13 protein-coding genes are annotated in these 12,384 nt (G+C 67.0%); 7 read left to right on the plus strand and 6 right to left on the minus strand.

Annotated features, from left to right (window positions below; genetic code table 11):
* Positions 1-292 (minus strand): SDR family NAD(P)-dependent oxidoreductase (locus A5663_RS15325; protein WP_156744498.1); only part of this gene is annotated, 292 nt, incomplete at its 3' end.
* 129 nt (positions 293-421) lie between these two features.
* Here A5663_RS15325 and A5663_RS15330 point away from each other — a divergent pair.
* Positions 422-1,168 (plus strand): TetR/AcrR family transcriptional regulator, encoded by a 747-nt coding sequence (locus A5663_RS15330; protein WP_369816641.1) that lies wholly within the window; start codon positions 422-424, stop codon positions 1,166-1,168.
* 76 nt (positions 1,169-1,244) lie between these two features.
* Here A5663_RS15330 and A5663_RS15335 read toward each other — a convergent pair whose 3' ends face one another.
* The 4 genes from A5663_RS15335 to A5663_RS15350 all read right to left on the minus strand — a co-directional run bounded on the left by A5663_RS15335 (position 1,245) and on the right by A5663_RS15350 (position 4,794).
* Positions 1,245-2,420, minus strand: coding sequence for a thiolase family protein (locus A5663_RS15335; protein WP_068150810.1), 1,176 nt, complete (start codon positions 2,418-2,420; stop codon positions 1,245-1,247).
* A 65-nt stretch (positions 2,421-2,485) separates the two neighbouring features.
* A complete protein-coding gene (locus tag A5663_RS15340) occupies positions 2,486-3,361 on the minus strand; it encodes an enoyl-CoA hydratase/isomerase family protein (RefSeq protein WP_068150643.1) in 876 nt (291 codons plus the stop codon).
* Between the two features lie 9 nt (positions 3,362-3,370).
* Positions 3,371-4,147 carry a FadR/GntR family transcriptional regulator gene (locus A5663_RS15345; RefSeq protein WP_068150648.1) on the minus strand — a complete coding sequence of 259 codons (777 nt, stop codon included), beginning with the start codon at positions 4,145-4,147 and terminating at the stop codon, positions 3,371-3,373.
* On the minus strand, positions 4,144-4,794 hold the full coding sequence (locus tag A5663_RS15350; RefSeq protein WP_068150651.1) for a PaaI family thioesterase: 651 nt from the start codon (positions 4,792-4,794) through the stop codon (positions 4,144-4,146). Before A5663_RS15350 ends, A5663_RS15345 begins: the two co-directional genes overlap by 4 nt.
* A gap of 98 nt (positions 4,795-4,892) precedes the next feature.
* On the opposite strand from A5663_RS15350, the gene A5663_RS15355 reads away from it, so the two are divergent.
* Genes A5663_RS15355 through A5663_RS15380 form a run of 6 tightly spaced genes read left to right on the plus strand, consistent with a single transcriptional unit; the run spans position 4,893 to position 11,723 of the window.
* Positions 4,893-5,699, plus strand: coding sequence for an enoyl-CoA hydratase/isomerase family protein (locus A5663_RS15355; protein ID WP_068150655.1), 807 nt, complete (start codon positions 4,893-4,895; stop codon positions 5,697-5,699).
* 15 nt (positions 5,700-5,714) lie between these two features.
* Complete coding sequence (locus tag A5663_RS15360) at positions 5,715-6,524, plus strand: enoyl-CoA hydratase/isomerase family protein (protein ID WP_068150658.1); 810 nt, start codon at positions 5,715-5,717, stop codon at positions 6,522-6,524.
* The gene (locus A5663_RS15365) at positions 6,509-7,303 is read left to right on the plus strand and encodes an enoyl-CoA hydratase/isomerase family protein (protein ID WP_369816642.1); all 795 of its coding nucleotides are present in this window, start codon (positions 6,509-6,511) and stop codon (positions 7,301-7,303) included. Before A5663_RS15360 ends, A5663_RS15365 begins: the two co-directional genes overlap by 16 nt.
* A complete protein-coding gene (locus A5663_RS15370) occupies positions 7,303-8,739 on the plus strand; it encodes a class I adenylate-forming enzyme family protein (RefSeq protein WP_068150661.1) in 1,437 nt (478 codons plus the stop codon). Before A5663_RS15365 ends, A5663_RS15370 begins: the two co-directional genes overlap by 1 nt.
* Entirely contained in the window at positions 8,732-10,243 is a 1,512-nt protein-coding gene (locus tag A5663_RS15375; RefSeq protein ID WP_068150665.1) for a class I adenylate-forming enzyme family protein, read from the plus strand. The genes A5663_RS15370 and A5663_RS15375 overlap by 8 nt, the downstream gene beginning before the upstream one ends.
* Positions 10,236-11,723 (plus strand): class I adenylate-forming enzyme family protein, encoded by a 1,488-nt coding sequence (locus A5663_RS15380; protein WP_068150668.1) that lies wholly within the window; start codon positions 10,236-10,238, stop codon positions 11,721-11,723. Before A5663_RS15375 ends, A5663_RS15380 begins: the two co-directional genes overlap by 8 nt.
* Here the strand turns inward: A5663_RS15380 and A5663_RS15385 are convergent.
* The gene (locus A5663_RS15385; protein WP_068150671.1) at positions 11,716-12,384 is read right to left on the minus strand and encodes a GntR family transcriptional regulator; all 669 of its coding nucleotides are present in this window, start codon (positions 12,382-12,384) and stop codon (positions 11,716-11,718) included. The two genes, A5663_RS15380 and A5663_RS15385, sit on opposite strands and share 8 nt — an antisense overlap.

Consider the following 12,384-nt stretch of genomic DNA (forward strand, 5'->3'; position numbering starts at 1 on the left):
CCTCGGGTCCGACGGCGTTGATGAGGATGTTCAGCTCGCCGCGCCAGCGTTTCCTGATCTCGTCGAAGGCGCGCTGCACCTGCTCGGCGTCGGTGGTGTCGGCGGTCAACGCCAGTGTGTCGGGGCTGCCGATTTCGCCGAGGGCGTTGGCTGCCTCCTCGAGGACGGCCGGCGTGCGACCGACGACCGCGACCCGGGCACCGTCTTCGGCAAGGCAGCGCGCCGTCGCGAAACCCATCCCCCGCCCACCGCCCACCACCACGGCGGTGGCGTCCTTCAACCCGAGGTCCATATGGCCTTTCGGTATCCGATTGCGTGGAGAACCTTACTATTGGACTTACAGTAGAACAGCGAGAGCGGCTGACGGTACATTCAGGTCCAACCAATCCCGTTCGCTGAGGCTGCGCGCGCGGCTTATTCGATGGAGGTGCCCCACGTGGCAAGGCAGGCGACCGCGGAGAAGCGTCAGCGACGCGAACGCGGATCGATCAATCCCGACGACATCATCAATGGCGCGTTCGAACTCGCCGAGCAGGTGGGTATCGACAACTTGTCGATGCCCCTGCTGGGCAAGCACCTCGGCGTCGGCGTGACGAGCATCTACTGGTATTTCCGCAAGAAGGACGACCTGCTCAACGCGATGACCGACCGCGCGCTGCGCCAGTACGTATTCGCGACCCCATACGTCGAGGCCAAGGATTGGCGCGAGACGCTGGCCAACCACGCGCGCACCATGCGAAAGACGTTCATGGGCAACCCGATTCTGTGCGACCTGATCCTGATTCGGTCGGCGCTGAGTCCCCGGACGGCCAAACTCGGCGTGCAGGAGGTCGAGAAGGCGATCGCCGGTCTGGTGGAGGCGGGTCTGTCGGCCGACGACGCGTTCGACACCTACTCCGCGGTGTCGGTGCACGTTCGCGGATCGGTGGTGCTGCACCGGTTACGCGAAAAGAACCGAGCGGCGACCGAGGGTCCGAGCGACCTCGAGGAGACGTTGACCATCGACGCTGACAGCACGCCACTGTTGGCTCTGGTCACCGAGAAGGGCCATCACATCGGTGCGGCCGATGACAAGAACTTCGAGTTCGGCCTCGAGTGCATCCTCGATCGTGCGGGCCGGTTGATCGAGGAAGCCAAGCCCGCGAGGAAAGCGGCCCGCAAACGCTGACCCGTTTTCGTTTGTGCATCTGACGACGTTTGACGGCGAATATCGTCGTCGGATGCACAATCGAGCGCTGGTGGACTCAGACCTCGATCACGACGGCGCCGCCCTGGCCGCCGCCGGCGCACATGCCCGCGACGCCGATGCCACCGCCGCGCCGCTGCAACTCGTACACCAGCGTGGTGACCATCCGCGCGCCCGACGCAGAGATGGGATGACCAAGGCTGCAACCACTTCCGGAGAAGTTCACCAACTCCTCGTCGATGCCGAACTCACGGCAGGCCGCGATCGGGACCGACGCGAACGCTTCGTTGATCTCCCAGAGTGCGACGTCGGATGCCTTGAGACCGGCGCGATCGAGCACCTTGCCGATCGCCTTCACCGCACCCAACCCGCAGTCGCGCGGCGGCACGCCCGCGGCGGCCCAGGCCTTCACGGTGGCCATCTTGGAAAGGCCCTTCGCGTCGGCGTAGTCGCTGTCCACGAGCGCCACCGCGGCCGCGGCGTCGTTGGTGCCGCTGCTGTTGCCTGCGGTGATCGAGAACCCTTCGATCTCCGGGTGGAGCGGCTTGAGCGCCGCCAGCTTCTCGACGGTGGTGCCGCGGCGCGGATGCTCGTCGACGCTGAACTCGATGACCGAGCCGTCGAACTGCTGCACCTTCAACGGCACGATCTCGTCGACGAACTTGCCCGCGTCGATCGCGGCGATCGCCCGCTGATGCGACCGCGCCGCCCACGCGTCCATCTCCTCGCGGGTGATGCCCACGGCCTGCGCGGTGTTCCAGCCGACAGTGATGGACATGTCACGCGTCGGCGCGTCCGGGGTCTCGACGTGGGTCGGCGTCATCCACTTCTCTTCGAACTTCAGCTCCGGCCCGGGAATGCGCCAGTTCGTCAGGGGCGTCATCGACAGCGACTGCACACCACCGGCGATCAGCACGCGCTCCATGCCCGAGCCGATCTGCGCGGCCGCATTGCCGATCGCGGTGAGGCTGCCCGCGCAGTGCCGGTTGACCGATTGTCCCGGCACGTCCTGCAATCCGATGGCGTCGGCCGCATAGCGCGCGAGATCGCCACCGCCGTAGTTGGATTCGGCGAATATGAGGTCGTCGATGTCCTTCGGGTCGATCCCCGACCGGCGGATCACCTCGGGCAGCACGGTGGTGATCAGCTCTTCGGGCGGAGTGTTGACCAGCGTCCCCTTGAAGGAGCGGCCGATCGCGGTCCTGGCGGCACCGACGATGACGGGTGTGCGCATGTTCTCCACCTCGGATTTCGACGTCAACGACGTTACAAATCTAGCAGATAGTGTAGTGGCCGCCGCTACTCGGGCTCGGGAACGTGAAAATGCTCGTCACGCAGCCGGAACGCCTCCTTGGTGCCGTGCTGCGCGCGAGTCTTGACGAAGTTGAACTCTCCCTCGGAGAACTGCAGGTTCGTCCCGTAGGCGTGGAACAGGTAGCTGGCCACTTCCTCGCCCTGATAGGCCTGGCTCTGCTCGACGAGCCGGAACGCCTCCTTGGCGATCACGACGCCGTCGGCGGGCATCTTGGCCGCCTTCTCGGCCCAGTACCGCGCCCTGACCGTGACCGATTCGGCGTCGCAGGTCTCGGTGAAAACACCGAGATGCTCAACGGCGCCCGCCTCGATGATGTCGCCGGTGAGCAGCAGTCGACGCGCCAGCACCGGACCCAACCGGTGGAAGAACATGTGCAGGCTGCCCAGGGCGGGACCAAGGAACCGGGTGGCCGGCATGCCGATCCTGGTGGTCCGCGCGATCACGGAGATGTCGGTCATCAACGCCATCTCGAACCCGCCGCCCAGGGCGTAGCCGCTGATCTCGCCGACGGTGACTTTCGGGAAGCCCATGAAGTTGTGGTAGAAGCCGAACGACTTGCGGTCCACCGCCAGCCTCCTGCGCTGACTCGGCCGTCTCTTCGCTTGCGCCGACTCCTTCTCGCCGTACCAGCCGTACGCGTTGTTCATGTCCGCGCCGGTGCTGAACACCCCGTCGGCGCCACGCAGCAGCACCACGGTGATGTCGTCGTCGTCGGCGACCTGGTCGAGGTAACGGCCGACGGCGCCTCGCATCGCCGCGTCGTAGGAGTTGCGCTGTGCCGGGTTGTTGAAGGTGATCGTCGCGATCCGCTTCTCGCGGTCGACGTCGAACAGCACGTGGTCATCGGCCGTGGTCGTCATCGGGTGTCCTCACTGAACGTTGGAAATGAGCTTGGCCTCAATGGTTTTGTCTGCGCCGACGGCGAGCGTGTTGCGGCGCGCGGCGGCCAGATGATCGGTGGCCAGTCGCACGGCGCGCGCCTCGTTGCCGTCGCGGATCGCGTCGAGCAGGCGATGGTGATCGCGCAGCGCCGCCCGCATCGTTTTCGCGTTCATCTCGCCACCGGTGCCGGTTTCGTCTCCCCACACCGACGATTCATGGGCTGACCAGATCAGCTCCAACGAGCCGATCAGCAGGATCATCGGCTCGTTGCCGCAGCGCGATACGACGGTCTCGTGAAAGCGTCTGGCATTGGGAACGTACTGCGCAGGATCGTCGAATTGTGCCGTCTGCCTGTCGATCTCCGCTTCGAGATACGGCACGACCTCGGCCATGCGGTCCTCACGGGCCGCGCACATGCCCGCGCAGACCGGCTCCAGGTGCAGAAGGGCACCGCTGACGTCGGCCGGCGTCGCCGACCGCGCCTGCAGCACCATGCTGATCATGTGGGCGGTTCGATCGGCGGACGGCTGGTGTACGACCGCACCGCCCATGTTGCCGCGGCGCACCGAGATCAGCCCGTCGACCTCGAGGATGTGGATGGCCTCGCGCAGTGCGGGCGGGCTGACACCGAATTCGGCGAGCAGCCCGTCCTGCGACGGCAGGACGTCGCCCTCCTTGAGCCGCCCCGACAGGATGTCGTCGCGCAGCCGCGCGGCGATGATCTCGGCCACCCGCGGCTGTCGGATCCGCTGCCCGTTGGTCATCTGGGGCGGCGTTTCCCGTACTCGAATACCGACAGCTTGTCGGGCGACGACGCCGCGGTCTGGAATTCGCCGATGCACAGCACCTCGTCGTCGCGTAGTAGCCGGGCCGTCGAGGTCACCCGGCCGTCGGCCTCCACGCGGGTCACGTCGAACGTCAACTCGGTCAGGATCGGCGTCGGCCTGCGGAACGTGACCGTGAGCGACCGCGTCTTGCCGGTTCGTCCCGTCGCGCAACTCTGGTGCTGGGTCACGCAGTCGAAGAACACCGCGAGAAATCCGCCGTTGACCAGACCCGGCGGACCTTCGAAGAGCACGGGAAAAGTGACGCGTCCTCGAGCCGAATCTTCACCGAGTTCGTCGAAGGTGTACTCCGGAAACGCGGGGTTGTACGCGCCGACGTCGAACGCGTGGTCGAGATAGACGCGCTGAGAGTCGTTGGCCGCCGGGCCGATCCGCGGAGTCAGGTCCCCCGGTCCGATGGCCCCCAGTTCGCGTTCCCATTCTTCGAGCTGTTCGAGCATGGCGTCGACGGTCGGGTGGTAGTGCTCCAATGACAGCAGCAGGCCGCCGATACGGCGGAGTGCGCCCGCGGCCGCGACGGTCTGCGCCAGGGGCCGCTCGCCGAAGCTCGGCGTCTGATCCGCCATGTCTGTCCGCCGTGTCCTCACTATCTGTCCTTGCTAACTTGTACAAGATAGCAATACTGTAGGTCTAACCGTATAGCTGGAGATGGGCGGATTCAACAGTGACCAGTGCGGCCGACGACGGCGTGGTGACGGCATCACGTGCCGGCGCGATCCTGCGGATCACCCTCGATCGGCCTGCCCGCCGTAACTCGCTGAGCCACAGCATGATCGACAGGCTCGTCACCACTTTGACCACGGCCGCCAGCGATGACTCCCTGCGCGCAGTCCACCTCAGCGGTGGCGGATCGGACTTCTGCACCGGCGCAGACTGGGTGGCCACCAACTCCGGCGGGCCGCGCCCCCGCTCCGGCGATCTCGTCCGCCGCATTCCGCACACCGCCAACCGTGTCGTCGAACTGGTGCAGACCATCCAGTTGCCCGTCGTATGCTCCGTGCGCGGATGGGCCGTCGGACTCGGCTGCAATCTCGCTCTGGCCGCCGACTTCACCGTCGCAGCGGACGACTCGTTGTTCTGGGAGCCGTTCGTGGACCGCGGTTTTTCCCCCGACTCCGGCTCGACCTGGTTGTTGCCCCGCCTGGTGGGGCTGGCGCGAGCCAGGCGGATGCTGTTGCTCGGCGAGAAGGTCAGCGGCATCGACGCCGCCGACTGGGGACTGATCCACCGCGCGGTTCCCGAAGCCGAGCTGGCTTCTGCCAGTGACGAGCTCCTCGCGCAGCTGGCGTCCGGTCCCACCGTGGCCATCGGCATGGCCAAGCAGGCCATCGGGTACAGCCAGCACGCCACACTTCCACAGGCCATGAGCCAGGAGCTGTTCAACCTCGAGTTGTCCTGCCGGAGCGCGGATTTCAAAGAAGGTCTGGCGGCCTTCCGCGACAGGCGACCGCCGGAATTCCACGGACGTTGACGATAGGAACCGTAATTGTCCACCGATTTCACCGACATCTCCTACGAGGCCGACGCGCACAAGGCCACGATCACTTTGAACCGGCCCCAGGCGCTCAACGCGCTGAGCCCACACATGATCACCGAGCTGCGGGCCGCCTACGACGAGGCGGAGAGCAACGACGACATCTGGATTCTCATCGTCACCGGCACCGGCCGGGCATTCTGCACGGGCGCTGACGTCGGAGAGATCCCGGAGGACGGCCGGGTGATCTACGAGCGCCCGTACCTTTCCACGTACGACCAGTGGGAGGCGCCGCAGGAAGGCACCCCGCCGTTCCGGCGGATGGCCAAACCGGTCCTCACCGCGGTCAACGGATTGTGTTGCGGCGCAGGCTTGGACTGGCTGACCACCGGTGACATCGCGATCGCCTCCGAACAGGCCACGTTCTTCGACCCGCACGTCAGCATCGGCTTGGTCGCCGGCCGTGAGATGGTCCGGTTGGCCCGGGTGCTTCCCCGCAACATCGCGCTGCGGATGGCCCTGATGGGCAAGCACGAGCGGATGAGTGCCCAGCGCGCCTACGAGCTCGGCATGATCAGCGAAGTCGTTGAGCATGACCGGCTCCTCGAACGGGCCCACGAGATCGCCGACATCGTCAATTCGAATGCGCCGCTGGCTGTTCGGGGCACCCGGTTGGCGATCCACAAGACGCTCGACCTGCCCCTTCACGAAGCGGAGATCCTTGCCGAGACGTTCCGCGAACGGGTGGTGCGGACCGACGACGCCGCCGAGGGCCCCAAGGCGTTCATGGAGAAGCGGCCCCCGAACTGGCAGTGCCGCTGATGTTCCAGACGCTGCTCTTCGACGTCGACGCCACTGACCGCGTCGCAACCATCACGCTGAACCGGCCGGACGCACTGAACGCCTTCAACCGCACGATGTGTGAGGAGATGTCGCATGCGTGGCGACTCGTCAAGGCCGACGACTCCGTCAACGCGGTCGTGCTGCGCGCCGCGGGCGAGCGGGCGTTCAGCGCGGGACTGGACATCAAGGCGTCGTACGGCCAACCCGAGAACGTCTGGAACCACGAGGATCCCGGTGAACACCTGAGCCCGAAGTGGCAGAAGATGTGGAAGCCGGTGGTCTGCGCGGTGCAGGGGATGTGCACGGCGGGCGCGTTCTACTTCCTCAACGAGGCCGACGTGGTGATCTGTTCGCAGGATGCCACGTTCTTCGACTCACACGTGAGCGCCGGGCTGGTCTGCGCACTCGAACCGATCGGGCTGATGCGCCGTGTCGGCCTCGCGCAAGCGCTGCGAATCGCGTTGATGGGCAACGACGAACGTGTCGGTTCGCAGACCGCCCTGCAGATGGGGCTGGTCACGGAGGTGGTGCCCGGCGAACGATTGTGGACCCGCGCGCACGAGATCGCGGCGACCATCGCGGCCAAGCCGCCGTCGGCGACGCAGGGCACGGTGAAGGCGATCTGGGAGTCGCTGGACAAGCCGTACCGCGCGGCGATGGAGCAGAACCTGATCTACACCCGGCTCGGCAATCCTCTCGGACAGGCCGAACTGGCCGCCCGACCGGCGCCCGGTCGATCGGCCCCTGAGATCCGCTGATGACCGAACACCGGCTCAGCCGCCGTATCCGCGACGTCCTTGAGCTGCACCCGCAGGCTGACGCCATCGAGTACGACGGCCAGTGGGTGACGTGGGGTCAGCTGGCCGGCTTCGCCGACCAGATCGCGGCGGCCGGTGTAGGCGGCCATCGCGTCGGTATGTTGTTGCGTAACAACCCGGCTCAAGTGGCGAGCCTGCTCGGGGTTCTGCTCGCGGGTGGGACGGTGGTTGTCATCAACCCGGCGCGCGGCGACGACCGCATCAGGGCCGACATCGACGAGCTGCGCCTGCCGCTGGTCATCGGCGAGCGCGCCGACCTGAGCCGGCTGGTATCCGACGGTACGAACACGCTGGCGATCTCCGTGGTCACCGAGCCGGTCGCGGCGACGGACGTCCTGACGCCGTCGGGCCGCTCCGACGTCGCGGTACGGATGCTGACCAGCGGCACCACCGGGCCGCCGAAGCGGATCGACCTCTCCTACGACATGTTGGCGCACAGCGTGATCGGCGAGGCACCGACACCGACCGAGCTGCGGCGGGGAGTGGCCGTCGTCAACGCGCCTCTGGTGCACATCGGCGGTGTGTTCCGGGTTCTGCAGTGTGTTTGCGAAGGCCGGTCGTTCGCGCTGCTCGACCGCTTCGAGCTGAAGCGGTGGGCCGACGCAGTACGCCGGCACCGACCGCGGGCAGTGTCGCTGGTGCCTGCCGCACTGCGCACCGTGCTGCACTCGGACCTCACGCGCGACGACCTCGCCGGAGTCCGGGTGGTCACCTCCGGGACCGCGCCGCTGTCGGCAGAGGACGCCGACGCGTTCACCGACAAGTTCGGCATTCCGGTGCTGACCTCGTACGCCGCAACGGAGTTCGGCGGCGGCGTGGCCGGCTGGAGCCTGCCGGACTACGAGCGGCACTGGCAGGCCAAGCGCGGCAGCGTCGGCCGGGCCAGCCAGGGCGCACAGCTGCGGGTCGTCGACGAGCACGGCGATCCGGTCGGACCCGACCGGCCGGGTGTGCTGGAGGTCAAGCCGGGCCAGATGGGTGAGCGCGCGGACTGGATGCGCACCACGGATCTCGCCCGCATCGATTCCGACGGCTTCCTGTGGATCCTGGGCCGCGCGGACCAGGCGATCATCCGCGGCGGTTTCAAGATCATGCCCGACGACGTGCGGATCGCCTTGGAGAGCCATCCCGCGGTGCACAGCGCGGCCGTGGTGGGCAGGCCCGACGACCGCCTCGGCGAAACGCCGGTGGCGATGGTCGAGCCGCGTGAGCCGGTCGACGCGGCGACTCTCGTGGAGTATCTGCGCACGCGCCGCCTGGCGGGGTATGAGATTCCCACTCACATCGCGATCGTCGAGCAGATGCCGCGTACACCGTCGGGCAAACCCGACCTGGCCGCGGTCCGACGGTATTTCGGTGCAGTCGAGCATGCTTGAGCACACCGTCGGCGCGGTCTTGCGCGCACAGGTGAGTGCGCGCGGCGATCACCCACTGTTGATCTGTGACGCCGATCGGCTGAGCTACGCTGAGGCAGAACAGCGCTCGGCTCGACTGGCTCGTGGTCTGATCGCGCTCGGGGCAGGCAAGGGCACCCATGTAGGCGTGCTGTACCCGAACGGATCGGCGTTCGTCGTCGCCATGCTTGCCGCCGCGCGCATCGGCGCCGTCGTCATCCCGGTGTCGACGCTGGCTACAGCACCGGAGATCCACGAACAGCTCGCGCACTCCGATGCCGAAATCGTCTTGGCTACCGCGTCTTATCGCTCACACGACTACCGTCAGCGGCTTGCCGGCGCGCCGACGCTGCCGTTGCTGCGTCACCTCCTCATCGACGCCGATCCGACGGAGTTGGCCGACGCCGGACTGCTGGCCGCACTCGAAGACGATGTCGAACCTTCCGACGTATTGGCGATCGTCTACACGTCCGGTTCGACTAGCGCGCCGAAGGGCGTCGTGCATACGCACGCGTCGCTGCTCGACCATCAGGTCGTCCTCAACGAGATTCGCGGGCTGACCGCGCAGGACAAGTTGTTCAGCAACTCGCCGTTCTTCTGGATCGGCGGGTTCGCGTTCTCGGTGCTCGCCACGCTGCTCGCCGGTGCAACGCTGGTGTGCTCCACCGCCGTCGACCCGGGTGAGACGCTCGATCTGCTGGAGGCCGAGAAACCCACGATGACCAACGGATTCGTGGCAGGGATCGCCCAGCTGGCCCGGCACCCGAGCCTGCCGAGCCGCGATCTGTCGACGATGCGGCGGGGCAACCTCTATCCCATCATGGCGCCGGAAGTACGACCGGCCGATGCCGAACTGCGCCACGGCATGCTCGGCATGACCGAGGCAGGCAGCGTCATCCTCGCCGACGCCGACGAATCCGACCAGCCAGAGCAGCGGCGCGGATCGTTCGGCAAACCGGTGCCCGGATTCGAGGTCAGGGTCATCGATCCCGACACCGCAGAGCCCGTTGGCGCCGGTGCCGTCGGCGAACTCTGCGCGCGTGGGCCGTTCATGATGCAGCGCTACTACAAACGCAGTCGCGAAGAGTGTTTCGACGCCGACGGCTGGTTCCACACCGGCGATCTCGTGCGTACGGACGCCGACGGCTTCGTCTACTTCGTCGGCCGCCGTGACGCGATGATCAAGACCGCGGGCGTCAACGTCGCGCCCGCCGAAGTAGAACGGGCGATCGCGAAGGTGACCGGCGGCGCCGTCGCGCATGTGATCGGGCTGCCCGATGCCGAACGCGGCCAGATCGTCGCCGCGGTCATCGCGTTGGAAGACGGCAAGACGTTCGACGACACCAGCTGCCGTGAGCGACTCAAGGCCGAATTGTCGGCCTATAAGGTCCCCCGCCGGTTCGCTGTCGTTTCCCAGGCGCGAATCCCGGTGCGGTCCAGTGGAAAGGTCGACATCTCCCGATTGGCGGAGGTCTTCGATGACTGACACGATCGCCGCGTTGGTGCGCCGGCGCGCCGCTGAGTACGGCGGAAAACCGATGGTGATCGACCCCTCGGCGAGGATCACCTACGCCGAGTTGAATTCGGGCAGTTCGGAGTTGGCGGCGGCGTTCTATGCCGCCGGAGTCGGCAAGGGCAGCCGCGTCGGGTTGACCATGCCGAACTGCGCCGAGTGGGTGCGCATCGCGATCGCCTTGACGCGGATCGGCGCGGTGCTGGTGCCGTTGAGCACGCTGCTGCAGCCACCCGAACTCGTTGCGCAACTTCGCACCGCGTCGGTGCAGTTCCTGGTGGCCGTCGAGGAATTCCGCGGCCATCACTACCTCGATGACGTGGCGACCGAGCGGGACAAACTGCCTGCCCTGCGCCAGGTGTGGCGGGCGGACCGGCTGCCGTGCGGTGGCTCGGCGCCGATTGACGAGATCGCCGCCGCCGTCACACCCAGCGACACGCTGGTGGTCATGTTCACCTCCGGTAGCAGTGGCCCGCCCAAGGGCGTGATCCACTCGCACGGCAATGCTTTGGGCGCGGTGCGCTCGGGCCTGTCCGCACGCTGCATATCCGCCGACACCCGGCTGTATCTGCCGATGCCGTTCTTCTGGGTGGGCGGTTTCGGCAGCGGCATCCTGTCGGCCCTGTTGACAGGCGCCACGCTGGTCACCGAGCCGATTCCCCGGCCGGAGACCACGCTGCGTCTCGTCGAACGCGAGCGGGTCACACTGTTTCGCGGCTGGCCGGACCAGGCCGAGGCGTTGGCGCGGCAGTCCGCTTCTGTCGGAGCGGATCTGTCGTTTCTGCGGCCAGGGAGCCTACCGGCGTTGCTCCCCGCTGAGCTGCGCGGCGAACCGGGCGCGCGCGCGAACCTGTTCGGGATGACCGAGTCGTTCGGCCCGTACTGCGGGTACCCGGCCGACACCGACATGCCGCAGTCGGCCTGGGGCAGCTGCGGAAAGCCGTTCGACGACATGCAGGTTCGCATCGTCGACACCGACACCGGTGAGCCGGTGCCGACCGGAACCATCGGAATGATCCAGATCCGGGGACCGCACGTCATGCGTGGCATCTGCCGGCGCAGCCGGGAGCAGCTGTTCACGCCCGACGGCTACTACCCCACTGGCGATCTCGGGCACCTCGACGACGACGGCTTCATGTTCTACCACGGTCGCTGCGACGACATGTTCAAGGTCAGCGGTGCGACGGTCTATCCCAGCGAGGTGGAGGAGGCTCTGCGTACCGTCGACGGGGTGCACAATGCGATCGTCACGGAGGTGGCTGGCGCCGTCGGTGCCGTGGTCGTATCGGAGCGCCCTGTCGCCGAGTTGCGCACTGAGGCCCGAAACCGGTTGAGCGCGTTCAAGGTCCCGACGGTGTGGCTGCTCGTCGGCTCTGACGACGACATCCCACGCAAGGCGACGGGCAAGGTCGACGTGCGGGCGGTGCGAGAGATGCTGCGCGAGGCTAGCTGACCACGCCCCGCTCGGTGAGGTGGGCGATCAACGGTTTCGCGCCGGCGGCGAGATGTTCGGACATCGCTTGGCGCGCCCCGGCTTCGTCGTGTCGGGCGAGCGCGTCGAGCAGGCGACGGTGGTGGGCATTGGACTTGTCGGGCCACCCGGTGATCACTGGGAACACCGACTCCGGTGCGTACCTGGTGATCTGCGACATCAACTGCGCAAGCTTCGGCGACTCCGCGGCGACGTTGATCGCGCGGTGGAACTCGTGGTTGAGCCGCATGGCCTGCTCGTCGTCGCCGACCGCATAGGCGCGTTCCAGGTCAGACTGGATCTGCTCGAGGTCAGCCAGCTGCTCTTCGGTGATGTTGACGGCGGCCCGCGCGGCGAGTTCACCTCCGATGTGCGCCTGCACGTTCGACACATCGGTGAGATCGCGTCCGGTCACCGGAAGCACGACGAATCCGCGGCGCGGCTGTTGTGCGAGCAGGCCTTCGGCTTTCAGCTCGAACAGCGCCTCGCGCACGGGTGTGACGCTGATGCCCAGTTCCGCGGCGAGCTGGTCGAGTCGCACGTATTCGCCGGCGCCGTAGGTGCCGTCGAAGATGCGCTTGCGCACGAACCGCGCGACGTCCTCGGCCAGTTGGGGTCGAAGCGCGAAATCTGGGGCCGACAC

The sequence above is a fragment of the Mycobacterium sp. E740 genome, from assembly GCF_001672895.1.
In the GTDB taxonomy this organism is placed as follows: domain Bacteria; phylum Actinomycetota; class Actinomycetes; order Mycobacteriales; family Mycobacteriaceae; genus Mycobacterium.